This is a genomic window from Marinobacter gudaonensis (genome assembly GCF_900115175.1).
In the GTDB taxonomy this organism is placed as follows: domain Bacteria; phylum Pseudomonadota; class Gammaproteobacteria; order Pseudomonadales; family Oleiphilaceae; genus Marinobacter; species Marinobacter gudaonensis.
This window is the reverse complement of the sequence record NZ_FOYV01000002.1, coordinates 113,897-138,539: the sequence shown is the minus strand read 5'-3', so window position 1 is coordinate 138,539 and position 24,643 is coordinate 113,897. Positions and strand designations below refer to the sequence as shown.

General features: G+C 59.6%; 21 protein-coding genes. 15 read left to right on the top strand and 6 right to left on the bottom strand.

Features of this window, described 5'->3' with window-relative positions; all coding sequences use genetic code 11:
• Window positions 1-17 precede the first annotated feature (17 nt).
• From BM344_RS13760 to BM344_RS13750, 3 genes are all read right to left on the bottom strand, one after another.
• Window positions 18-671: a class I SAM-dependent methyltransferase gene (locus BM344_RS13760; protein WP_091991487.1), complete on the bottom strand. Its 654-nt coding sequence runs from the start codon at window positions 669-671 to the stop codon at window positions 18-20.
• Between the two features lie 236 nt (window positions 672-907).
• Window positions 908-3,082, bottom strand: a complete 2,175-nt coding sequence (locus tag BM344_RS13755) for a GGDEF/EAL domain-containing response regulator (RefSeq protein WP_091991485.1) — start codon at window positions 3,080-3,082, stop codon at window positions 908-910.
• Window positions 3,083-3,106: 24 nt separating this feature from the next.
• Window positions 3,107-5,092: an HDOD domain-containing protein gene (locus BM344_RS13750; RefSeq protein ID WP_091991483.1), complete on the bottom strand. Its 1,986-nt coding sequence runs from the start codon at window positions 5,090-5,092 to the stop codon at window positions 3,107-3,109.
• Between the two features lie 204 nt (window positions 5,093-5,296).
• On the opposite strand from BM344_RS13750, the gene BM344_RS13745 reads away from it, so the two are divergent.
• From BM344_RS13745 to BM344_RS13725, 5 genes are all read left to right on the top strand, one after another.
• Window positions 5,297-6,625, top strand: coding sequence for a MinD/ParA family ATP-binding protein (locus tag BM344_RS13745; RefSeq protein WP_091991481.1), 1,329 nt, complete (start codon window positions 5,297-5,299; stop codon window positions 6,623-6,625).
• 223 nt (window positions 6,626-6,848) lie between these two features.
• Window positions 6,849-8,384: a fatty acyl-CoA reductase gene (locus tag BM344_RS13740; protein ID WP_091991479.1), complete on the top strand. Its 1,536-nt coding sequence runs from the start codon at window positions 6,849-6,851 to the stop codon at window positions 8,382-8,384.
• 338 nt (window positions 8,385-8,722) lie between these two features.
• Window positions 8,723-10,672: an acetate--CoA ligase gene (gene acs, locus BM344_RS13735; RefSeq protein ID WP_091991477.1), complete on the top strand. Its 1,950-nt coding sequence runs from the start codon at window positions 8,723-8,725 to the stop codon at window positions 10,670-10,672.
• Between the two features lie 43 nt (window positions 10,673-10,715).
• Entirely contained in the window at window positions 10,716-11,381 is a 666-nt protein-coding gene (locus BM344_RS13730) for a LuxR C-terminal-related transcriptional regulator (protein WP_091991475.1), read from the top strand.
• Between the two features lie 391 nt (window positions 11,382-11,772).
• The gene (locus tag BM344_RS13725; protein WP_091991473.1) at window positions 11,773-12,861 is read left to right on the top strand and encodes a fatty acid desaturase family protein; all 1,089 of its coding nucleotides are present in this window, start codon (window positions 11,773-11,775) and stop codon (window positions 12,859-12,861) included.
• 197 nt (window positions 12,862-13,058) lie between these two features.
• On the opposite strand, the gene BM344_RS13720 is transcribed toward BM344_RS13725, so the two are convergent.
• Window positions 13,059-14,042, bottom strand: coding sequence for a D-2-hydroxyacid dehydrogenase (locus BM344_RS13720; protein ID WP_208603437.1), 984 nt, complete (start codon window positions 14,040-14,042; stop codon window positions 13,059-13,061).
• A gap of 236 nt (window positions 14,043-14,278) precedes the next feature.
• On the opposite strand from BM344_RS13720, the gene BM344_RS13715 reads away from it, so the two are divergent.
• From BM344_RS13715 to BM344_RS13705, 3 genes are read left to right on the top strand one after another with little or no spacing between them, the layout of a single operon-like run.
• Complete coding sequence (locus tag BM344_RS13715; RefSeq protein WP_091991468.1) at window positions 14,279-15,505, top strand: pyridoxal phosphate-dependent aminotransferase; 1,227 nt, start codon at window positions 14,279-14,281, stop codon at window positions 15,503-15,505.
• 9 nt (window positions 15,506-15,514) lie between these two features.
• Window positions 15,515-15,706, top strand: coding sequence for a CPXCG motif-containing cysteine-rich protein (locus tag BM344_RS13710; protein ID WP_091991466.1), 192 nt, complete (start codon window positions 15,515-15,517; stop codon window positions 15,704-15,706).
• Window positions 15,699-16,274, top strand: coding sequence for a DUF1439 domain-containing protein (locus BM344_RS13705; RefSeq protein ID WP_091991464.1), 576 nt, complete (start codon window positions 15,699-15,701; stop codon window positions 16,272-16,274). The genes BM344_RS13710 and BM344_RS13705 overlap by 8 nt, the downstream gene beginning before the upstream one ends.
• Before the next feature lie 10 nt (window positions 16,275-16,284).
• Here the strand turns inward: BM344_RS13705 and BM344_RS13700 are convergent, their stop codons facing one another.
• A complete protein-coding gene (locus BM344_RS13700; RefSeq protein WP_091991461.1) occupies window positions 16,285-17,439 on the bottom strand; it encodes an isocitrate/isopropylmalate dehydrogenase family protein in 1,155 nt (384 codons plus the stop codon).
• Between the two features lie 180 nt (window positions 17,440-17,619).
• Between BM344_RS13700 and BM344_RS13695 the strand changes: the two genes are divergently transcribed.
• Complete coding sequence (locus BM344_RS13695; protein WP_208603436.1) at window positions 17,620-18,390, top strand: EAL domain-containing protein; 771 nt, start codon at window positions 17,620-17,622, stop codon at window positions 18,388-18,390.
• 29 nt (window positions 18,391-18,419) lie between these two features.
• A complete protein-coding gene (locus BM344_RS13690) occupies window positions 18,420-18,776 on the top strand; it encodes a hypothetical protein (protein ID WP_208603435.1) in 357 nt (118 codons plus the stop codon).
• 28 nt (window positions 18,777-18,804) lie between these two features.
• Here BM344_RS13690 and BM344_RS13685 read toward each other — a convergent pair whose 3' ends face one another.
• Window positions 18,805-19,737, bottom strand: a complete 933-nt coding sequence (locus tag BM344_RS13685; protein WP_091991458.1) for a LysR family transcriptional regulator — start codon at window positions 19,735-19,737, stop codon at window positions 18,805-18,807.
• 154 nt (window positions 19,738-19,891) lie between these two features.
• Here BM344_RS13685 and BM344_RS13680 point away from each other — a divergent pair, with 154 nt between their 5' ends.
• From BM344_RS13680 to BM344_RS13660, 5 genes are all read left to right on the top strand, one after another.
• Window positions 19,892-21,103 (top strand): acyl-CoA dehydrogenase family protein, encoded by a 1,212-nt coding sequence (locus BM344_RS13680; RefSeq protein ID WP_091991455.1) that lies wholly within the window; start codon window positions 19,892-19,894, stop codon window positions 21,101-21,103.
• A 127-nt stretch (window positions 21,104-21,230) separates the two neighbouring features.
• A complete protein-coding gene (locus BM344_RS13675; protein WP_091991453.1) occupies window positions 21,231-22,049 on the top strand; it encodes an SDR family oxidoreductase in 819 nt (272 codons plus the stop codon).
• 42 nt (window positions 22,050-22,091) lie between these two features.
• Window positions 22,092-23,156, top strand: a complete 1,065-nt coding sequence (locus BM344_RS13670; protein ID WP_091991450.1) for a phosphotransferase family protein — start codon at window positions 22,092-22,094, stop codon at window positions 23,154-23,156.
• Complete coding sequence (locus BM344_RS13665) at window positions 23,156-23,845, top strand: histidine phosphatase family protein (RefSeq protein WP_091991447.1); 690 nt, start codon at window positions 23,156-23,158, stop codon at window positions 23,843-23,845. Before BM344_RS13670 ends, BM344_RS13665 begins: the two co-directional genes overlap by 1 nt.
• Before the next feature lie 17 nt (window positions 23,846-23,862).
• Window positions 23,863-24,633 carry an SDR family oxidoreductase gene (locus tag BM344_RS13660; RefSeq protein ID WP_091991445.1) on the top strand — a complete coding sequence of 257 codons (771 nt, stop codon included), beginning with the start codon at window positions 23,863-23,865 and terminating at the stop codon, window positions 24,631-24,633.
• Window positions 24,634-24,643 lie beyond the last annotated feature (10 nt).

The following is a 24,643-nucleotide window of genomic DNA, read 5'->3' as shown; positions in this document are numbered from 1 at the left end:
TGGTTACGTGCCGGCGCTCAGGCCTGCTTGCGCCCGAGAATGGACCAGTAGCAGTTCATGTTCAGAAGTTTGAAATGCTTCTTGTCGGTAACCTGCAGGCCCAGTCGCTGCATGTGTTCGGGGTAGTTGTAGATCTTGTGAAAGGCGTTGTTGGCGAACAGCCAGAAGATGAAGACGGCCATGTACCAGTAGAGTTTCTTGAACAGACGCGAGAGGACGTTGCCGGTGGGATAGCAGAAATCGCCCACCACGACCCGAGCGTCGGCCTTGCCGAGGCGGATCAGGTGTTCAAGCACGCGCACCATCATGTCCTCGTCAAACACGTTCAGGAAGAAATTGGCCACCACCATGTCGTATTGCTCGAACTCTTCCACCGTCATGATGTCGCTGTGAATGCGGCGGATGGTCAGCTCGGGCGCTTCTTTTTCCTGAGCCTGGGCGAACTTGCGCAACATGGTTTCCGAGAGGTCCACCACGGTAACGTCGGCGCCGAGTTCGGCGGCGCGGATGGCATCACGGCCATGACCCACGCCGGCAAACAGGATGCGATCGCCGGGGCGGACCGTTTCCACGTCGAGCATGGCGGTTTTGCACCGGTGGATGTTCTTGCCGCTGTAGAGGTTGCTGAGGAAATCGTAAACCGGACCAATGTACTTGTACTTGTCGCGCATGATGACGGCTGCCTGTTCTTGTTCCCTGGATGCCACCACCTTTGTTGTCGTTCTCGGCCCGAGCGAGGGCAGGCCGTATCGGTGGTTGGCGCCTTGTGAAAATGAGCTTAGAGAACAGGGTGGGAGAAAGATGTGCAGCACTGCGCATTTCCGGATACATAAAGTAACGCGTTGCAATACTTTGCTAACCAGATCGCGCTTTTATATCGGAGTGTCCGACAATGGATAATTGGTATTCAGAAGGATGCGGCGCGGGCTTTGGTAACTCCCAGGCTTCGGGACACTTCAGCCGCTGGCCGCGCGGGGCCGTAGAAGAAGCCCTGCACCTGGTGGCAGCCCAGACTTCTCAGATACTCCAGTTGCTCGTCAGTCTCCACGCCTTCGGCGACAATTTCCAGCTTCAGGCCATGGGCCATGGCCACGATGGCGTTCACAATGCAGGCGCCGTCTTCACCGCTGCGGATGGCCTTGACGAATGACTGGTCCACTTTCAGCGTGTGGATGGGCAGTCTGTGGAGGTAATTCAGGGAGGAGTAGCCGGTGCCAAAATCATCAATGGCGATCCGGACGCCGAACGACGCCAGTTCCCGCAGTTTCTGACTGATCTGCTCGAGATCGTTCATGATCACATTCTCGGTGATCTCGATCTCCAGATTGCCGGGCGGGAAATCGTGGGCCTTGACCTGCTGCATGAGGGTTTCGACAAAGCGGGGATGCTCCACCTGGATCGGTGACAGGTTGACCGCCAGTCGGAGGTCCGGATGCCCAGAGCGTATCCAGTGGCCAACATCCTGGCACGCCTGGTCGAGCACACGCTCGCTCAGTTGCCCGATCAGCTTGGTTTCTTCCGCCAAGGGCAGGAAATCCCTCGGGTAGAGTAGCCCCCGCTCAGGATGCTGCCATCGCACCAGTGCTTCCAGGCCAACCACCCGGTTGGTGCGGGAACACACCTGGGGCTGATAGAACACGCGCAGCTCGTTCCGTTCCAGTGCCTGACGCAGGTCCCGTTCCAGGTTCAGCCGGTTGGCGGTGTCGATGCTCATACTTTGCGAGTAGAAACGATAACCGTCCTTGCCCTTGGCCTTCACGTGGTACATCGCAATATCGGCGTTCTGGATCAGTTGATCCATGCTTTCGCCGGCTTCCGGGAAAATGGTGATGCCGATACTGACGCCCACGAACACCTCGTGATCGCCCAGCTGGAAGGGCGCGCGGAGGGCGTCAATGAGTTTCTTGGCAATCTGTCTGGCGTCTTCGTGATTGTGGATGGACGGAAGCAGCAGGGTGAACTCATCACCGCCAAAGCGGGAGAGGGTATCGCCCTTGCGCAGACACTTTTCCAGCCGGTGCGTAACCGCCTGCAGCAACCGGTCACCCATGGCGTGCCCCAGGGTGTCGTTGATTACCTTGAACCGGTCGAGGTCCAGGAACATCACCGCCAGCTTCTGGCCGCCCCGTTTGGCATGGGTGATGGCCAGTTCCAGACGGTCCTTGAACAGGGCGCGGTTGGGTAAGCGGGTCAGCAGGTCGTGGTACGCCTGGAAATTGATGAAGGCTTCTGCCTCCTTTCTTTCCGTCACGTCACGGGCGGTTCCATAGTAACGGGCTCCATTGCCGTTACCGCCGCCCTGTGTCACACCGGAATGGGGCCAGGTCTGTGGATCAATGGGGAAAGCGGTGATTTCAAAGTGGCGTGTTGCCCGCCGGCTGCCCCGGGTTTTCAGGCGCAGTTCCAGGGTTCTCGGGTTGTCAGCGGTGATGTTCGGACCTTTAAGGGCCAGGGTTCCCCGGGTGACGTCACGATCGTCGAGAATGTGCCTGAAATGCTGCCCGCACAGCTCCTCCGGTCGGTAGCCCAGCAGGCTCTCCACCTTGCTGTTCACAAAACAGAAGCGCCCTTCCTGATCCAGCATGAACACGATATCGGGCGAGCTGTTGACGATGTACCGGTGCAGGGCCTCGGATTTCTCCAGGCGCATTTGAATGTGCTGGTGGGCTTCCAGAAGCGTCTTCTTGCCGATGACGCTTTCCACGGTGGCGAGCAGCTCTTCCGGGTCGAAGGGTTTGCGGATGTAATCGAGGGCGCCACGTCGGAGCGCGCGGCTGACGGAACTGAACGAGCTTTCTCCGCTGACCACAATAATCCCGCAGTCCGGCTGGCTTTCGGCAAGACGCGCCATCACGTCGAACCCGTTTACCTCCGGCATTCGAAGGTCCAGAAGCGCCAGATCAAAGGCCTGCTGGCTGATCAGGTCACAGGCTTTTTGCCCGCCGTGGGCTTCGAAGACATCGTAACCCCGGCTACGTAGCAGCGCGGCCAGCGTATTGAGCAGACGGGGTTCATCATCTGCCACCAGAATCCGTGCCGTTAACCCGTGACTGAAAGGCTGATCAGAGTGTTCAGGTGCCATCGGTCTGTGTCCATTGTTTCTGCGTCAGTCGTTCTCGTTCTTTTTGTGGCTGGCCGCCGGCAGCAAAATCCTGAAGGTGGTGCCCTCCTGCCCCGTGCGACAAGCGATGATGCCCTCCATGTCATCAACCAGCTGCTTCACAATACTCAGGCCCAAACCGCTGTGGCCCTCTCCTTTGGTGGTGCTTACCGGCGCGAACAGCTTGTCCCGGATCTCATCGGGTATCCCTGCGCCGGTATCTGAAATTTCGAGCTCGACCCAGGTTCGCTGATTCTGCCATACCGGGGAAGCTGTCTGCAGGGTAACGGTGCCGCCGGTCTCCGGCAGGCTTTCGGCGGCGTTGCGTACCAGATTGATCACCACCTGGCGTACGCCGGTGGGCCCGGCCGCCACCAGAGTGGGGCTGGCGCATAGCTTCAGGGCCAGTTGCCGGTTGCCCTCGCTGAACACACTATCTTCAAGGATCCGGGCCAGGCTTTCCAGTTCTGTGTTCAGTTCCACCCCGCCGCCGCCGTCACCAAGGGTGTCCGCGTGGCTCATCTGGAGCAGCAGGTTGCCCGCCCGGTCCAGTTCGTCCCGTATCACATCCAGCTCCTGCTGCACGTCGGCGTCGTCCATGCGGCTGCGCAGTTGATAGATGTACTGGCGAATGATAGTCAGCGGATTGCTGACTTCGTGAACCTGTCGGCGTAAACGTTCCCGGGCCATGTCCTGGTCCAGCTTTCTGGCATCCAGTCCACCCGCACCTGTATTCATGGGCCGGTTGGCAAGCACCGACGCAAGTTCGCTGGTGAAAATATGTGCCAGCTCGCGGGTGTTCTCGAGCGCGTCGTTGTCCGTGCCGAGCGCAAAGACCCCAGGGCAGTGCTCGCCGCTCTGAACCGGTATGGCCAGCAGGGAGGGAGTGTGAAGTAGTGACAGCAGCTGTCTGTCGAGCACTGTCGGGGCGCGGTCGCCAAGACCCACCGGCAGGCCTGAGATAAACGCCTCGGTGAGCACGCTGCCGCCGGCCTTGGCGGTAACCGCCAGTTCCGGTACCTCGCCGATGGTTCCGGAGAGGAGCACAAGGTTGTCGCCCGTGTGTCCGAAGCACAGGGCGGGGAGGCCGGTGACCAGGGTCAGGCTGTTGACGGTCTCGGCCAGGATATCATCCACCTCCCCGTTGATATCGGCCAGACCGATGGCCTGGCTGGCCATCGCCTGGCGCAGGATGGTCTGTTTGAGTTGGCGGGACGCACTTTCACCACAGTAGTCCTCATCCAGTGGAATCCCGAGCGAGGCCGCCATGCCTGACACCTCGTTACTGATTCGTCGGTTGATTTCCCGGGTAAGTTCTTCGTTCAGACCAAAAACGGTACCGGCCGCGGCAATACCCGCGGCATCCGAGAGTGCGAGTCGCGTTGCCAGGCTGATCAATTTCACCAGGTGGCCGGCGTCTCGCAGTTCCGTCGGCAAGGCCTGCTGATACCGCATGGCATCGGCGGCCATGGGCCCCAGTCCCCATGCGGTGACCAGGTCCGCGGCAATTTCCGCCTGGCGGTCAAGATAGTGTTGCTTCGCCTCGGCCGCTGGCGTTTTAATAGCAATCAATTCACCAATGTTGTGCAACATGCCCAGCATGAAGGCCTCGTCCGGCTCCCGGTACCGGGTGAGGGTGGCGAGGGCTCGAGCGGTCAACGCGGTGGTCAGTGAGTGACGCCAGAAATCCCTTAGCTGCTGCCACTCGTCACCGCCGAGCTCGAACAGAAGCTGGCGCAGCGCAGCGGTGAGCACCAGGGTGTGGAATCGGTGGGTACCGAGGCGCAACAGGGCCTGGTCCACCGAGCGGATCGGGGTTGATGGTCCGTACAGGGCTGAATTGGCAAGGGCCAGTATGCGGGCGACCAGGGCGGTGTCGGCTGAGACAATCTCGCTGATGGTCCTGTAGCTTTCGTCCTGATGACATGCATCGAGCGCCCGCAAGGTGACTTCCGGGAGGCTCGGTAGCTGTAGATCAGGCGCAATGTGCATAGGCTTACCTGCCGTGCAATGAAACAGTCTATATATGACGGAGTGTTCATTCTTATTGTCGAAAAGAGCTTAGACAATAATCCGTCGTTATTAAATACTTATTGCTCTTTTTTTAAGCAATATATTATCTAATCCGTGATATGTGTAGAATTTTTACAGATTAGACGATCCAGACCGTAAAATCAGGGACTCCGATTACCGGTGATGAACGCCAGAGAGCCTTCCAAGCATAATCCAAACCAGCCCCGGACGATCGCTGTCACCGGGGGTAAAGGTGGGGTGGGCAAAACGTCGGTGGCCCTGAACCTGGCGTTGACCCTGGCGCGGCAGGACAAGCGAGTACTGCTGCTTGATGGCGATACCGATCTGGCGAACGTGAGCATCATGGTGGGCTTGTACCCGCGCAGGACACTCGCCAATGTTATGGCCGGGGAGTGTCGCCTGGAAGACATCATTCTCGAATCCGACTACGGCCTTCACATCGTGCCTGGCGCCTCCGGGGTTCAGGACTGTATGGATATGGGGCAGGCCGAGAGTCTGCGCATACTCCGGGCGCTGAACAACCTCGAGAGCCGGTACGACTACGTGATCACCGACACCGCCGCCGGCCTCCAGGCTGCCGGCCTGCACATGATCGCCGCCGCTGAGCTGGCTTGTGTGGTTGTTACTCCCGATCCGGCGTCGCTCACGGATGCGTTTTCGCTGATCAAGGTGTTGCGGCGCCGGGGCTACACCCGGGTTCCCAGTATCCTGGTAAACATGGCCCAGGGCGCAAGCCAGGCCAGGTCGGTGTTCCAGCGCCTGGATTCCGCGGCGCAACGTCATCTGGGCATTTCCCTGCATTACATGGGCGGTATCTGGCGGGATGAGACTCTCCGCCAGTCCGTCCTCAACCAGAAGCCTGTGGCCCTGCTCCCGGTATCCGACCCTTCGTGCCGCCAGTTCCACACTCTCGCCGATATGCTGGATGTCCGATTGTCGCAATTACCCCCTCGCAAGGCGGGTTTTGCTGCCTACTGGCACCGGGTTTCCCGCCGGGATGCCCCGAAACCGGATGGCCAGCATGCGCAATCGAATGGTGAGCAGCCGGAAACCCGGCCGGTGCCCCGGAAAGAGGGTGTTCTCCAGTCGGTCGGTGAGCTGGAGGCGGTGTTCCGTCAGGGTGAGGTGGAGCCGTTGCTGCGTTATGAGGCGTTTACCCGTCTGTTTGCACTGTTGGGAAGCACGCTCGACAGCGATGCGGTGGAGATCATCCAGACCGGTCTTGGTTCGATGAACTGGGAAAACCTGGATATGGAACGCCGGAAACATCTGGCGGCCCATCTCCGGAATCTTGCGGACCAGGTGTTTCCTACAGCAGCACGAATTGCCCCGGAAAACCTGCGCGCTCCCGCGCAGAGCGAGCCAGTCTATGACCGAATCAGTTTTGGCGAGCAGGACCGCCTGGTGCGGGTCCTGCGGGAGCAGCCCGCCGATATCTCCCTTGATCAGCTACTGCGTTCCCTGTCTGGCAACAGCCGCGACGGGTCCTGACCCTGCCGCCGCATCTGACACTATTTTTGTCATTTTATTAGCACTTTTTGTAGCGTAACTTTGCTCTGTGTCACCGCCCTGTCACGAGAGTTGTGCAAGGATTGACCATATTTCGTGATCGTGGCCCGTAATATGCAACGGGTCTGTTGCAGTCGGTTCACCTATTTTTCACAGCCGGCAGGCCCTCGCCGGTGTAGCACAGTCATTGAGAAGGAGTTCTCCCATGGCAAAACAGCCGTTGAATCCCAACGCGTCTTCAAGAGTCCTCGAGCAGCTCCGGGGAAAGCATGTTCTGATCACCGGTACCACAGGATTCCTGGGGAAGGTAGTTCTGGAGAAGCTGATTCGGGCTGTTCCGGATATTGGTGGCATTCACCTGCTGATCCGAGGCAACAAGCGCCACCCCGACGCCCGCGAGCGATTCTTCGAGGAAATTGCCACCTCGTCGGTATTCGACCGCCTTCGCCAGGACGACCCTGACGGCTTCGAAACCTTCATTGATGAGCGCGTGTTCTGTGTGACGGGCGAGGTTACCGAACCACTGTTCGGTCTGCCTGCTGAGCGTTTCCGCAAGCTCGCAGCGAGCCTGGATATGGTGATCAACTCCGCGGCCAGCGTGAATTTCCGCGAAGAGCTGGACAAGGCCCTTGCCATCAACACCCGGTGCCTTGATAACGTTGCCGAACTGGCACGCCAGAATGCGTCCCTGGCTGTGCTCCAGGTCTCCACCTGTTACGTCAACGGGATGAATTCCGGCCAGATTACCGAATCGGTGATCAAACCCGCCGGCGAGGCCATTCCCCGGAGCACCGATGGATACTATGAAATTGACGAGCTGGTGCGACTACTGGACGACAAGATAGCGGATGTCCGCTCGCGCTATTCGGGTAAGCAGCTAGAGAAAAAGCTGGTGGACCTGGGTATTCGCGAGGCCAACCGTTATGGCTGGAGCGACACCTACACCTTCACCAAATGGCTCGGTGAGCAGCTGTTACTGAAGGCGCTCTCTGGCCGGGCGTTGACCATTGTACGTCCGTCCATTATCGAAAGTGCTCTGGAGGAGCCGGCGCCGGGCTGGATCGAGGGCGTGAAGGTGGCTGATGCGATCATCCTGGCCTACGCCCGGGAAAAGGTCACCCTGTTCCCGGGCAAGCGCTCGGGCACCATCGATGTGATTCCTGTGGATCTGGTGGCGAACGCCATTATCCTGGCAGCGGCCGAAGCCCTCGCCGAAGCGCCGAGGCACAGGATCTATCAGTGCTGCAGCGGCAGTTCCAATCCGGTGACGCTGGGTCAGTTCATTGACCACCTGATGGCCGAGTCGAAAGCCAACTATGCCGCCTACGACCAGCTCTTCTACCGTCAGCCGACCAAGCCCTTCATGGCGGTAAACCGCCGGCTGTTCGATGCGGTGGTGGGTGGCGTGCGCCTGCCCCTGACGCTGACCGGCAAGGTGCTGCGTATGCTCGGGCACGATCGAGAACTGAAGATCCTGCGCAACCTGGATACCACTCGCTCTCTGGCGACCATCTTCGGGTTCTACACCGCGCCGGACTATATCTTCCGCAACGATGAGCTGTTAGCTCTGGCGGCCCGCATGGGCGAGCTGGATACGATGCTGTTCCCGGTTGATGCCCGCCAGATCGATTGGGCAACCTACCTCCGCAAGATCCACCTTGCCGGTCTCAACCGGTACGCCCTGAAAGAGCGCAAGGTATACAGCCTGCGTTCGGCCAAGGCCCGGAAGAAGGCAGCCTGATGGCCTTGCCCCGGCCTCGGGTCTTCCCCGGGGTCGGGTCTGCTTGCTCCCTGTTATTGCTCCTGCCTCTCTCCATACCGCCCGCTCGGGTTTGCCATTCGTGGTGTTACAACTATCCTTAATAAAGCTTCTCGTTCGATGCACGATACCGCTGTTTTCGTGCGCTTTACCGACAGGATCTGTCTAAAAGTTGAGGCGGATTAGGACGTTAGTCTAATTCATTGTGTAGCGGTTCACATGGTGAACTACCTCTATCCGTCTTTAGGGCCGGAGAGGCCCGATTGCTCTGAATTCCAGAACCGATAATGACAACAGTCTCTAGACTAAGGGGGAGCACAATGACTGAGAAGCACCTGTATCCGGTGAGCCCGGAAGTGGCCAAGCAGGCCCTTCTGAACCGTGAACAATACGAGAAGATGTACCGCCAGTCGGTCGAAGACCCGGATGCCTTCTGGGCCGAACACGGCAAGCGGATCGACTGGATCAAGCCCTTCACCAAGGTCAAGAACACGACCTACGACTACAACAACCTGTCCATCAAGTGGTTTGAGGACGGCCAGCTGAACGCAGCCGCCAACTGCCTGGACCGCCACCTGGAAAAGCGCGGTGACCAGACCGCCATCATCTTTGAAGGCGATGACCCAGCCGATTCCCACCATGTGACCTACCGCGAGCTACACGAGGAAACCAGCAAGTTCGCCAACGTGCTCAAGGATCTGGGCGTCAAGAAAGGCGATGTGGTAACCATCTACATGCCGATGATCGTCGAGACCGCCGTGGCCATGCTGGCCTGTGCCCGTATCGGCGCCATTCACTCGGTGGTGTTCGGTGGCTTCTCGCCAGAAGCTCTGGGTGCGCGGATTGTGAACGGCAAGTCCCGCTTTGTGGTAACGGCCGATGAGGGCGTGCGCGGCGGGCGGAAGATCCCGCTCAAGAAGAACGTGGATGCGGCCCTGAAGAATGAAAACACCGCCAACGTCGAGAAAGTGGTGGTGGTGACCCGCACCGGCAACTCCGAGGTGCCCTGGAACGACGCTCGCGATGCCCGGTATGAAGACCTGATGAAGTCGGCCTCCGCCGACTGCCCGCCGGAGCCCATGAACGCCGAAGACCCGCTGTTCATGCTGTACACCTCCGGCTCTACGGGTGCCCCTAAGGGTGTGTTGCACACCACAGGTGGCTACATGGTCTATGCCTCTATGACTCACCAGTACGTGTTCGATTACCACGACGGCGATGTCTACTGGTGTACCGCAGACTTTGGCTGGGTTACCGGTCACAGCTACATCCTGTACGGCCCGCTGGCCAACGGCGCCATTACGGTTCTGTTCGAGGGTGTGCCCAACTATCCGGACACTTCCCGTATGGGGCAGGTGGTCGACAAGCACAAGGTCAACATCCTGTATACCGCACCGACCGCCATCCGCGCTCTCATGGCTGAAGGCGAGTCCTGCATGAACGGCACCACCCGCGAGAGCCTGAAGCTGCTGGGTTCCGTTGGCGAGCCGATCAACCCCGAGGCCTGGGAGTGGTACTACCGTGTCATCGGCAACAGCAAGTGCCCGATCGTGGATACCTGGTGGCAGACCGAAACCGGCGGCATCCTGATTTCTCCGCTGCCTGGCGCCATTGATCTCAAGCCTGGTTCTGCCACTGTGCCGTTCTTTGGTGTTCAGCCTGCGTTGGTAGACAACGACGGCAACATTCTGGAAGGCAAGACCGAGGGTAACCTGGTGATCCTGGACAGCTGGCCTGGCCAGATGCGCACCATTTACGGCGATCACGAGCGTTTCGCCCAGACCTACTTCAGCACCTACAAGGGTATGTACTTCACCGGTGACGGTGCCCGTCGCGACGAGGACGGTTACTATTGGATCACTGGCCGGGTGGACGATGTCCTGAACGTGTCCGGCCACCGCCTGGGCACGGCCGAAGTGGAAAGTGCCCTGGTTGCCCACGACAAGGTCGCCGAGGCTGCCGTGGTTGGCTACCCCCACGAGATCAAGGGGCAGGGCATCTACGTCTATGTCACCCTGGTGCACGGCGAGGAGCCCACCGACGAGCTCAAGAAGGAGCTGGTTCAGTGGGTGCGCAAGGAGATCGGCCCGATTGCCTCTCCGGATGTGATCCAGTGGGCGCCGGGACTGCCAAAAACCCGTTCGGGCAAGATTATGCGTCGGATTTTGCGTAAGATTGCTTCCAACGAACACGACCAGTTGGGCGATACCTCCACCCTGGCCGATCCGGGTGTGGTGGATGACCTGATCAGCGGTCGTGCGAACCAGTAACGCCTGAGTGTTACCAGGCCTTGTACCTGTAAGGAACCTTTGAATGGCACAAACAATTATCGTCGCTGATGATCACCCGCTGTTCCGTGCAGCATTGAAGCAGGCGGTCAGTCAGGCGGTGCCGGATGCCGAGACGGTGGAAGTCGACAGCATCAAGGCATTGCAGGCGGCGGTAGAGTCGCATCCGGATGCGGATCTGGTCCTGCTGGATCTCAATATGCCGGGTGCCCACGGCTTTTCGGGGCTCGTGTTCATGCGCGGGCAGTACCCGGGGCTGCCGGTGGTGGTTGTGTCAGGATCCGAGGAATTACAGGTGATGCGTCGCTCGATCGACTACGGCGCCTCCGGCTTCATCCCGAAGTCGGCGCCGTTGCCTACCATCACCGAGGCGATTCAGGCGGTGCTGGAAGGTGACGTTTGGCTGCCGGAGGGCGTTGCCGAGAAGATCGAGCGGATGCATTCGGATGCCACGGATTTTTCCGAGAAGCTGGCGTCGCTGACGCCGCAGCAGTTCCGGGTGCTGGGTATGCTGGCCGAGGGGCTTCTGAACAAGCAGATCGCCTATGATCTGGATGTGTCGGAGGCGACCATCAAGGCGCATATTACGGCGGTGTTCCGGAAGCTTGGGGTTCGGAACCGGACTCAGGCGGTGATTGCGATTCAGCAGATGGAGATCGATCCTTCGGATCAGTCCTTGTCTGGTAGTTGATCTGGTTTTTCTGGTTTTAATAGATAGTGAACGGGAGCCTTTGGGCTCCCGTTTTTTTTTGCTTTTGGTTTTGGTCCGTTGCCATGCGAGTGGTGCGGGGTGCGGAAGGGCCCCCGCAGGAACGCTACGAGCACATCCATGTGCGCTTGGCTTTGGCCATCCATGGCCAAAGACATCCTGCGGGGGCCCTTCCGCACCCCGCACTTCAGCTTCCGTGAACGACTTTCCTGCTTAATAAAAACGGTACAGCTGTTCCAGTCTATTTCGTGTTCCTCTCATTTTCTGATTTTTGGTGTTGCGATAATGGCATTTGTAAGTTAAATTCAGCGCACAGTTGTACTCTGAAATAAGATTCCGTGACTGGATTTAACCGAATAATCAAAGGTGACAGATGAACGCTGCCGTACAACCCGAATCTCTCGGTCATACCGTTTTTGGTAAGCCGGATGAGCGGGAACTCAGGGACAGGATGAAGAAGGAGCTGCCGGCGGATACGTTCAGGCCGCAAACCTGGCGGGTTGTCTGGTTTCTGCCGCTGCAGTTAATGATTTGGGGAGGTATCGCCGCCATCTTGCTGGCGGGGTTGCCCTGGTATGCGAATCTGGGGCTTGGTTTACTGGTGGGGCATACCATCGGTTGCCAGGCGTTGCTGGCCCATGAGGTATTGCACGGGGCGCTGGGCATGAGCCGGCGGTGGCAGAACTTCTTTGGCTGGCTCGGGTTCGGGCCGTTGATCGTGCCGCCCGAGTTCTGGCGTCGGTGGCACAACGTGGTGCATCACGGCAATACCAACGCCGGCGACGTGGACCCGGACAGTTTCGGGACGTTGCGGCGCTACAAAACGGACCCGAAGCAGAAGAAGTTCACCAGGCTGGCACCCGGTTCCGGTACCTGGTACAGCTATCTGTTCCTGACCTATTCGTTCACCTTCCACGCCCAGATGGTGCTCTGGTTCCAGGCGAAGCGGCGGAAGCAGTTCAAGGGGTTTGACCGCCGCAAGGCCATCCGGCAGTCCTTCGCCTGCGTGGCAGTCTGGGTGGTTCTGGCGATCGTTTCAGGGCCGCTGGCGGTGTTTACGGTGCTGGTTCCGTTCATGGCGGCCAATGCGCTGGGGCAGGGGTACATTCTCACCAACCACTTCCTGCGGCCGCAAACGGCGACTAACAACCCGCTGGACAATTCCATGAGCCTGCGCAGCCACCCGCTGCTGGATCGGCTGCATTTCCGGTTCAGTCATCACGTGGAGCACCATTTCTTCCCGAAAATGGGCCACAACATGGCACCGCGTGTGCGCCGTTGGCTGGAGGAGAATCATGGTGAGCGGTATGTGGCCATGCCGCACAGTACGGCGCTGAAGCTGCTGTACAGCACCCCCCGGGTTTACAAGTCACCGACAGAGCTGGTGGATCCGAACAACCCGGAGAGGGTGTTTGATTTGTTGCCGTTGCAGCAGAGGTATTCCGCCAGTGGTCGGGTTTAGCGAAGAGTTGTCGGATTACGCCTTTGGCTAATCCGACCTACGTTCTGATTCGGGACTGACTCGTAGGAGCCATGGGTGGGCCGGCCTCCGGAAACCGTGCGGAGCCATGGATGGCGGAGCCGAGCGTACAGGGATGTATTCACAGCGTGTTTCCGGAGGCCGGCCCACCCATGGCTCCGGACTAAGCGGTCAATTAATCACTTGCTCCCAGCGTAACCCAGCTCCTTGTCCACCAGGTTGAACAATTCCTCGCCCTTGTGCCAGCGGTCAAAGTTCTCCAGGAACTGATCGGTAAGCGCCCGCTTCCAGCCGATGAAATCACCGGCCATGTGGGCAGTCATGGTGACGTTTTCCATGTCCCAGAGCGGGTGATTCTCCGGCAGCGGTTCTTCCTCGAAGACATCCAGGCCGGCGCCGGCAATCTCGCCGCTCTGGAGGGCGGCGATCAGGTCGTCGGTCTTTACGATGGGGCCACGGCCAATGTTGATCAGGCGGGCGGACTTCTTCATGGCCTTGAATGCCTTCTCATCGAACAGGCCTTCGGTCTGGGGTGTCAGGGGGGCTGCGATAACCACGAAATCGGCGTGCCCCAGCTGTTCGTAAAGATCGTCATTGCCGTGGACCGCCACAAAATCCGGATCCTCCTTGCGGCGCTTGCGAGCAATGCCGTGGGCCTGCAGTCCCGCCGCTCCAACCAGACGGCCGATCTGGCGGCCGATGGAGCCGGCGCCCACCACCAATACTTGCTTACCTTCCGCCCGCTCGGTATCCCGATGCTTCCACTCGTGTTTCATCTGCAGGCGGATGGAGTTCGGAAAATCCTTGGCAAACATCAGGATGGTGCAGAGCACATACTCGGCAATGGTGCGGTCGAAGATGCCCCGGGCGTTGGTGACAATGACGTCGCCCTTGATCAGATCCGGAAACATCAGCGCATCCACGCCCGCGCTGGTGGCGTGGATCCATTTCAGCCTGTCGGCAGTGTGCCAGGCAGCTGCCAGTGCTTCCGTCCGGAAATCGGTGACCATCATGATGTCGGTCCCCGGCAGGGTATCCCGAAGGGTTTGCTCATCGCAGGCGAATCGCACATCGGCCCGGGCCCGGACTGCGTCCATTCCCGGCGGTTCCTGCTCGCCCGGCGCGGTGAGAACGGTTACAACGGGTTTGTTGTGCTGGGTCATTGGGCCTCCGCCTTGTCCGATGAGTGAACGTGCGCCCGGTGCTTTCAAGGGCACATAAACAGTCTGGTCGGCGGGTCTCGTCGGGTCAACTTCGCTGGCCCATGAATTTGACCTGAAAGCGCCCATGACCGTACTTTCACGTACCGCATCTTTCTGCCGTTTTGTCTTGTAGAGGCCTCCTATACTGACTAACCTGCAAGAGACGATGAAACAAGCCCTGTCTGCAGGAGGTGTTTATGGCAGAAGCCGCCAATAAAGATACTGGCCAGTCCAAACCGCGTCGTGTGAAATACCGCAAGACCAAGGCCAGCTGGAACCCTGCCATGCAGGCCATTCCGGTGCCGGGCATCCGGCGCATGGTGAACATGGCGGCCACCATGAAGGATGTGATTCACCTGTCAATTGGCCAGCCGGATCTGCCAACCCCAAAGCACGTGATTGATGCCTACATTGATGCACTCAACGCCGGGCAAACGGGCTATACCATGGATGCTGGCCTGCCGGAGCTTTTGGTCGCCCTGCGGGACTATTACGGCAAGCGCTACAACCGAAAGCTGACGCGGGACAACATTCTCATTACCAGTGGCGCCACCGAAGCGATGTATCTGGCGATTTCCGCCACCTCCGCGCCCGGCCGGCAGTTCATTGTCACGGACCCGTCGTTCCTCCTGTACGCACCGCTGATCCGCATGAATGGCGGTGAGGTGAAGTTCGTACCGACCAGGGCCGAGAATAACCACCAGCTGGATCCGGATGAGGTCATCCGGGCCATGGGTTCCCGCACCTTCGCGCTGATCCTGAACAACCCGAACAACCCGACCGGTGCCGTCTATCCGCGCAGCACTGTCGAGACCATCCTGGAGGAGTGTGCTTACCGGGGCATCCAGGTCTACGCTGATGAGGTTTATGATCACCTGATCTTCGATGACGATGACTTCGCCAGCGTGCTGAACTGCTCGATGGACCTGGACAACATCATGTGCATCAGCAGCTTTTCGAAGACCTACAGCATGGCAGGACTGAGGGTTGGCTGGGTGATTTCCAGTCAGGCCGCCATCAAATCCCTGCGTCGGTACCACATGTTTACCACCTCCGTTGCCAACACGCCTTCCCAGTTTGCGGGTGTGGCGGCTTTGACTGGCGATCAGCAGTGTGTGCGGGATATGGTCGACATTTACCGGGAGCGCCGTGACAAGGTGGTCGAGTTGATCGACCAGACACCGTATATGACCGGCTATAAACCCGGTGGTGCTTTCTTCGCATTTCCCGACCTGCCGCCTCACGTGGATGGTTCGGATCTCGCTCTGAGAATGCTGAAGGAAACGGGCGTCTGTATGGTGCCGGGCGATGCCTTCGGGGAACATTGTACCAATGCGGTCCGCATCAGCTTCTCCACCACCTGTGAAAAGCTGGAAGAGGCCTTTGATCGCGTCATCCCCTGGATGGCGAAGCAGCAGTTCTGAGGGACCGCCATGTCCGCCCTCGACTCCGTGCTGGTCCAGTGCCCCTACTGCTGGGAGACACTGGATATCAGCATTGATCCGTCGGTGGCCGAGCAGGAGTATGTCGAGGACTGCCAGGTATGCTGCCAGCCGATTCTGTTACGGGTTGTCATTGACGACAACCTGACCCCACACGTAGAGGCCAGAGCCGAGAATGAATAGAACACCCTGGAGAACCCTGTGTTCTTCGCTTTTACTAGTGACGCTGGCACTGGCCAGTGGCTGTGCCAGCATGTCGCCCTATTCGATCTCCGAGGGTGAACTGGAGCGCCACCTGAAGGATGTGGTGAGCGAGTACGACCGTAAACAGCTCAATAGCGGATCACCCCTGAGCCTCAGTCTCGACGACGCTGACATTACCCTGGGTCCCGACGGGCGGGACGTAGCCGTGATTGATGTGCGGGGGCAGGTGGCACTGAATGCGTTGCTGACAAAGCTGCCGGTCGATATTGCCCTGAAGGTGGAGGGTGCGCCTGTTTACGACAGTGCTGAGAAAGCGATCTTCATTCGGCGGCTGCAGTTGCTGGAGAGCAGCATCGATTCGCCCCTGTTCAAGGGCGACCTGAAGCCGGTAACCGATACCGTGATGCGGGTGGTGGCCCAGATGCTGGAAACCATGCCCGTCTACCGGCTGGATGAGGCCAATTTCGCGGAACGGATGTTCGGCATGATGCCGGTCGATGTGCGCGTTGCCCCTGGCCGGCTCGAGTTCGTGATGGCCGACCAGTAGGGCTGTTGCCTTATGCCTGCAGGCGTTGACACACGGCGGAGCCAATCTCGTGGGTGCCGCGTCTGGCGCCGGCGTTCTCCGCCAGGTCCGCCGCCACCGCATCGAACAGCTCCTTGCCAGCCGCTGCAATGGCGGGATCCTTGCGTCCCAGCCACTCCAGCATGCGGGCGGTGGTAAACAGCATCGCGGTGGGGTCCGCGAGGCCCTGGCCGGCGATGTCTGGAGCGCTGCCATGGGTCGGCTCGAACATCGACGGCATGTCTGCATCAGTGGGATTCAGGTTGCACGAGGGTGCTACCCCCATGCCACCGGACAACACCGCGGCCAGGTCGGTCAGGATGTCACCCTGCAGGTTGCTGGCCACCACCACGTCGAACGCCCAGGGGCTCTGCACGAACTTCATGCAGGCGGCGTCTACCAGTTCATGGTGGGTGGCGACATCCGGGTATTCCCGGCTGATCTCCTCAAAAGCTTCTGTGTACATGTCGCCCCAGTAACGGAGGGCATTGCGCTTGGTGATCAGGCACACCTGGCTTTCGCAGGTACGGCCGTCCAGCGTTCTGAAGGTTCGGGTGCGGCCTTCGTTCACCCGGTCTGCCGCGCGGTTGCGGGCCTGTTCGAACCCGTAACGTATAATGCGGTCGGTTGCCTTGCGGGTGAATACCTCCATCTGCGTGGCGACCTCGTCTGGCTTGCCCTTTCGCAGGCGGCCACCCTGGCCAACGTACTCTCCCTCGGAATTCTCCCGGATAACGAGCATATCAATGTCTTTGGCCCGCTCATCGGCCAGGTACTGCCGGGCCCCGGGCAGGAGCCGGGCGGGGCGCTCGCACACCCATTGGTCAAAGCCCTTGCGCATGTCGAGCAAGGGTGCGAGGGAAATGCTATCGGGCAGCAGATAGCGGTCAGGGTCGTCCACCGGGCCCGGATCGCCCAGCGCACCTAGCAGGATCGCATCGTACTTCTGGAGTTGCGACAGGGCATCGGCCGGCATCGATTCTCCGTGCTCTTCATGCCAGGCGTGGGAGGGCCACGGAAACCGTGTCCACTCCAGGTCAAGGCCATGTTTGGCTCGAAGGCACTCGAGGCAACGGACCGCCTCGGCCACCACTTCGGGGCCAATGCCATCGCCCGGGGTGACGGCGATTCGGGTAGATTGGGCCATCAGAAAACTCCTTCTGGGGACAGACACGTATAAAGGTATGTCCCAGTTTAGTCATGTGAACGTGGGATGCCACCGGAAACTGAAAACGGTTTTACCGATGTCCGGTTGACAGCTATAGTGAATCGAAAATACGTATTAAAGATCCGAAAATACCGCCAGCAGTAGAGTGCAGGAGTTTCCGTGAACCAGCCCGCCGTGTTGTTTGATGAGTCTCATTGCGAGCAGTGTGCCTGTGGTGAGGGGTTGGATTTTTCCTTCACTTTCGCCTTTCAGCCGATCGTCGATGTTCTTAACAAGAGCGTTTACGCCTATGAGGCCCTGGTCCGGGGTACCGAGGGTCAGGGTGCCATGAGCGTGTTGTCTCAGGTAAACGACCGCAACCGGTACGCCTTTGATCAGGTTTGCCGGGTGAAGGCTGTCAAGCTGGCTGCGAAATTGGGCATGGAAACCATGCTCAGTATCAACTTCATGCCCAATGCTGTGTATCGAGCCGAGTACTGCATTCGTACCACGCTTGCCGCCGCCAAGACGTACGACTTTGATACCCGTAAGATCATTTTCGAGCTGACCGAGGACGAGAACCTGACCTCCACGTCTGTAGACCATCTCGTGTCGATTATTGAGGCGTATCATGAGATGGGGTTCAGCACGGCCATCGATGATTTCGGTGCGGGATTCTCCCGGTACAACATCATGATGGCCAGCCCGCCCAACCTTCTTAAGCTGGACATGGCACTGGTGCGTGATATTCACGATACGCCCAACAAGCAGGCTGTCGTGGCAGGGATCATCACCATGATGAAACAGCTGGGCGGTCAGATCATTGCCGAAGGCGTGGAAACAAAGGAAGAATACTTCTGGCTGAGATCCCAGGGCATCAACCTCTACCAGGGTTATCTTTTCGCGAAGCCCGGGTTCGAGTGCCTCCCCGAGCCGGAGTTTCCGGCTTGATCCGGGTCTGAACACACAGGAAACATACCTTGCTCTATCGAATCATTACTGTCGTTGGCGGGCTGGTGTTCGTCATCATCCTGTTCGGGCTGGTCTGGTTTTTTTGCCGGAAGTTCCTTGAGCACCATGGGGTGACCGATCAGGTCAAGGACCGCGCCACGGTTCTGGCCACCTGGACGTTTGCGGGTATCAGCGTGGGTCTGGTTTTCGCCGTGGTGGGAGCCCTGGTGTTGGGCCCCTGGGCGTTCTACCGAACTCTCAGTGGACATGGTGTCGACATTTCAGGCGGAGCCGCAGTCTGGTGGGGGTTTGCCATTGTTCTGGCGTCACTGGTGATCACGGCGCTGGGCTTTTTCGGTTTTCTGATGCTGGTCGGCGCCTACTGACCCTTCTTCGCCCTCCCTTTCGGGGTTCTTATGATAATTCCTGGTCGGGATTCCCTGCCCCGGGAGACCCGCTGACAGCCCGCAGTTGCTCACGAAACCAGATCAGCGCGGGCTCCCGTTCGTAGGCTTTGTGCCAGTAGAGGTGCACGTCGATGGAAGGCAGGTCCGCTGGCGGATCCATGATCCGGATACGGGCGCGCTCGGCAATGATACGGGCGTAGGCTTCCGGCATGGTCAGCAGCAGGTCGGTTTCCTCGACTACCCGACAGGCCGCGTAGTAATGCTGGCACCTCAGGCGGATATTGCGCTGCACCCCGAGTCGGGAAAGCTCGAAATCCTCAATCCCCGGCCCCTCGGCCCGTGAGGACACCAGTACGTGCCTGGCGGAAAGATAGCCGTTCATGTCCAGCATGCCCGAAGCCAGCGGGTGTCCCTCCCGGGCCAGCACCACCAGCCGGTCACGGCGCAGAAGCTCATGGGCCGTCTGGTTGCTCACCGGCAGCAAAACATCCACGGCGAAATCCAGCTTGCCCGCCGCCAGCTGCGTCTCCATCTCCCGCCGTGCGACGCGCTGGCTGGCGATTTCCAGTTCCGGATAGGCGTTGAGGCGCTTCATCAAGCGGGGCAGGAAGGTGGATTCAAGAATATCCCGCAGGCCCAGGGAATAGGTTTTGCGCTGGGTGGCCGGGTCGAATGCGTGAAACTGGTTGACCGCGCCCTGGATCTGGGTGAGACCCGGGCGCATGGATTCCAGGAAGCGGCGGGCGAGTGGTGTTGGCACCATCTGGTTGCCCTGGCGGGTGAACAGTGGGTCATTGAAGTGATCCCGCAGCCTCGACAGCGAATGGCTCACCGCTGGCTGTGTCAGGTGCAGGGCCCTGGCGGCCCGGGTCAGGCTCCCCTCCCGATAGATGGTGTCGAAAACATGGAGCAGATTCAGGTCGAGGCGATTGAGGGCCATGATCGGAGTCCGTTAATCAGGTCGCTATGAATAAGTCATGCTTATGATAAACGATAAGAAAAATTCAGTCGCGTAATACTTTGTCCATCCCCTAGACTGTTTTCAACGTGAACTTTCGTGCACCCCAGGTGCAACCGTCAGCGAGGATACGGCGATGGATTTCAATATTTCCGAAAAAGGCCAGGATTATCTGAACCGTGTTAAGCGCTTCATGAAGGAGGAGATTTATCCGATTGAAGCGCAGTATCACAAGGAGCTGGCCTCTCTGGACAACCGCTGGGTCGTACTGCCCATCATCCGGGAGCTGAAGGAAAAGGCCAGAGCCCAGGGCCTGTGGAACATGTTTTTCCCCGACGAGAAATACGGATGTGGCCTGCTGAACTCCGATTACGCACTGATTGCCGAAGAAACCGGCCGCAGCTTCATCGCTCCGGAAATCTTCAACTGTAACGCGCCGGACACCGGCAACATGGAAGTGCTGATCCACTACGGTTCGGAAGAGCAGAAAGCCGAGTGGCTGCCGCGACTGCTCAGTGGCGAAATCCGCTCCGCCTTCTGCATGACGGAACCGGGAGTTGCCTCCTCCGATGCCACCAATATGGAAGCGACCGCCGTAGTGGAGGGTGACGAAGTGGTGCTGAACGGTCGCAAGTGGTGGAGTACCGGGATCGGCCACCCGGACTGCAAGGTCGCCATCTTCATGGGTCTCACTGACCCGGACGCCCACAAGCACCGCCGCCACTCCATGGTGTTGGTGCCGCTGGATACCCCGGGCGTGAAAGTTGAGCGCATGCTGCCGGTGTTCGGCGCCTACGATGAGCCCTATGGCCACGGGGAAGTAGTGTTCGACAACGTGCGCCTGCCCAAGAGCGCTTTCATTGCCGGCCCTGGCCGAGGTTTCGAAATTGCCCAGGGCCGCCTCGGCCCGGGCCGGGTGCACCACTGCATGCGCGCCATCGGTGCCGCCGAGCGTACCCTGGAAATCCTGATCAAGCGGGCGGTGAGTCGCGAGGCCTTTGGCCGGCCCATCGCCAAGCTGGGTGGTAACCCTGACATCATCGCCAACGCCCGCATGGCGATTGAGCAAGCCCGGCTTTTGACCCTGAAGTGCGCCTGGGCCCTGGATACCAAGGGCATTATGGGGGCGCTGCAGGAGGTCTCGATGATCAAGGCGGTGATTCCGAACATGCTGCAGACCATTGTCGATCAGGCCATTCAGATCCATGGCGGTGCCGGGGTCAGTGATGATGACTTCCCGCTGACCCAGTTGTTTGCCTATGCTCGGGTATTGCGCCTGGCCGACGGGCCCGACGAGGTTCATCGAGCCATGGTTGCCCGGCTGGAGCTTCGCAAGTACAAATCCTGATCAGATATTTGATCCTGGGCGCCGGGACCGGGTGGGGACAGCGTGTTTTGGAAAGCTCTAACCGGTAGCAGCTCTTCCCCCGAACGTGACAAAAACAGAGCGCGAACTTGAACGGAGAGAACCACACATGACACAGCGAGTATTCATCACCGGCGGGGCCAGCGGTCTTGGTCGGGCGATTGCACTGCGGTATGCCAAAGAAGGCGCCAGGGTTTGCATCGGCGACATCAATCCGGAGCAGGGCGTGGCGGTTGAGCAGGAAATCAAGGCTGCCGGCGGCGAGGGCTACTACGTGGAGTGCGACGTGCGGCGCCTCACTGACTTCGAGAAAGTCCGGGATGACCTGGTCAAGAAATGGGGCGGTGTTGACGTTGTGGTGAACAACGCCGGCGTGGCCTCCGCCGGTTCCATTGAAGACACCACCATGGCCGACTGGGAGTGGATTCTTGATATCAACGTGCTGGGTGTGGTGCGCGGCTGTAAGGCGTTTACGCCACAGTTCAAGCAGCAGGGTTCCGGGGCGTTTGTGAACGTGGCGTCCATGGCCGGGCTGATGCTGGCGCCGTTGATGGATAGCTACAATGTCACCAAGGCCGGGGTGATTGCCCTGTCGGAGACCCTGAGCCAGGAGCTGCGGGATGCGGGTATTCACGTGAGCTGCGTGTGCCCGGCGTTTTTCCAGACCAATCTGACCAGCAGCATGCGCTCGGACATTCCCGGCATCCAGCAGAACGTGAACAAACTGATGAAGCGGTCGTCGGTAACCGCGGAAGACGTCGCCGAAGATGTGTTCCGGTCGGTGAAAGACAAGAGCTTCTGGGTGCTGCCCCATGCCAAGGAGCGCCGCATGTGGATGCTCAAGCGCCACGCCCCCTGGGCGTTCGACTGGCTGATGCACCAGGAGAGCAAGCGCTGGATGAGCAAGATGGGCGGCAGCAAGGCCTGAAGGCGGCTGCCTGAGATCGACGTTTGAAGAGGAGAGTCCTGAATGACCCAGATCGACCAGGCCGTGGACATCCGCGAGGGCGAGGAACTGGACACCACGGCGGTGGACCGGTTCATGAAGCAGGCCATTCCGGATTTGCAGGGTGAGCCAGAGATTCGCCAGTACCCCGGTGGCGCCTCCAACCTGACCTATCAGGTGGACTACGGCGACCGTTCCTTTGTGCTGCGCCGGCCGCCTTTTGGCAAGATCGCTAAATCGGCCCACGATATGCTGCGCGAGGCACGGGTGATGCAGGCCCTGAAACCGGTCTATCCCTACGTGCCCGATATCATCGCCATCTGTGACGATCACGACGTGCTGGGCTGTGATTTCTACGTGATGGAGCGGCTGAAGGGCATCATCCTGCGCCAGGATTTCCCCAAAGGGTTTGAGCTGAGCGAAGCCGACACCCGCAAGCTGTGCCTGAACGTGATCGACAAGCTGGTGGACCTGCACCGGGTGGATGCCAAAGCGGCCGGCCTGGACAAGCTGGGCAAGGGCGAGGGTTACGTGCAGCGCCAGATTGGCGGCTGGAGCGATCGCTTCCGCAAGGCCCGCACCGATGACGTCGGCGACTTCGAGCAGGTGATGGCGTGGCTCAACGACAAGATGCCGACTGACATGGCACAGGTGGTGATCCACAACGATTTCCGCTTCGACAACGTGGTGCTCAACCCGGACAACCCGTTCGAGGTGGTGGGCGTGCTGGACTGGGAAATGGCTACCATCGGCGACCCGCTGATGGATCTGGGCAACAGTCTGGCCTACTGGATCGAGGCTGACGACGAGGGCCCGTTCCAGATGCTGCGCAGGCAGCCCACTCACCGGCCGGGCATGCTTACCCGCAAGGAGGTGGTGGAGTACTACATGGAGCAGTCCGGCTTCCGGGTCGATAATTTCGATTTCTACGAGATCTATGGTCTGTTCCGCTTGGCGGTGATCATCCAGCAGATCTACTACCGCTATTACCATGGCCAGACCAAAGACAAGCGCTTCGCAGCCTTCGGTCACGCCGCCAATTACCTGGAAAAGCGTTGCCAGCGCCTGATCGCAGAGAGCAGCCTGTAATGGCCACGATCTACCTCGTGCGCCATGGTCAGGCCAGTTTTGGCAAGGAGAACTACGATCAGCTCTCGCCGAAGGGCTGGGAGCAGGGTCGGGTGCTGGGCCGCTGGTTTGCCGGCAAAGTGGAGCCGGCGGCGGTGTTTGGCGGTGATCTGGAGCGGCACCGAGAAACCGTGGAGGCGATTGCCACCGGCTACGGCAGCGCGTTGCCGGACATGCAGGTGGTCCCTGGCTTCAACGAGTTCGACCACACAGCCGTGGTGGAAAGGTACCGGCCGGAGTGGAGCGATCGCGCAGTGATGGCTCGGGATCTTCAGGCATTTCCGAAGCCGGCCAGGGCCTTTCAGGAGGCCTTTGTGCACGCCGTCCAGCGCTGGGCTTCCGGCGAGTACGACCACGATTACGACGAGAGCTGGCCCGAGTTCAAAGCCCGGGTTCTGGCCGCGTTCGACGAGATGATCGAGTACGCCGATGGCGGCGATGTACTGGTGGCCACGTCCGGTGGACCGATTTCGGTCATCGCCCAGTCCCTGCTCGGGCTCACCGACAGCAAGGCCCTGGCCCTGAATGAAGTCATTGCCAACACCAGTGTGTCCCGGGTTCTGTACTCAGGCGCCCGGCGCAACCTGGCCGTTTTCAACAATTACAGCCACCTGGAGGCGGAAGACCCCGCCCTGGTGACATTCCGATAGTGAATCGAGGTGAACGAATGAGCAGCAAGAACCTGTTTGATCTGAATGGCAAGGTTGCCCTGATTACCGGCGCCAGCCGTGGTATCGGCGAGAGCATCGCCCGCACCCTGGCCGAGTACGGTGCCCACGTGATTGTCAGCAGCCGCAAGATCGACGGCTGTGAAGCCGTGGCCAGCAGCATCCGTGATGCCGGCGGCAGCGCCGAAGCCTTTGCCTGCCATATCGGTGAAATGGATCAGATCGACAGCATCTGGGCCCATATCGAACAAACCCACGGCAAGCTGGACATCCTGGTGAACAACGCAGCGGCCAACCCCTACTTCGGCCCGGTGGAAGACACTGACCTGGGCGCGTTCAACAAGACCGTGGACGTGAACATTCGAGGCTACTTCTTCATGTGCGCCCGCGGTGCTCAGATGATGAAGAAGGCCGGTGGTGGCGCCATCGTGAACGTGGCGTCTGTAAACGGGGTCAACCCTGGCCACTATCAGGGTATCTATTCGGTGACCAAGGCCGCGGTGATCTCCATGACCAAGTCCTTCGCCATGGAGCTGGGCCAGCAGAAGATCCGTGTCAATGCGCTGTTGCCTGGCCTCACCGACACCAAGTTCGCCAGTGCCCTGACCACCAACGACGCCATCAAGAAGCAGGCCATGGCCCATATCCCCATGAAGCGGGTGGCGGACCCGAGTGAAATGGCCGGTACCGTGCTGTACCTGGTGTCTGACGCGTCCAGCTACACCACCGGCGCCTGCATCAACGCCGACGGCGGTTACCTGACAGTTTGACCGCCCCTGG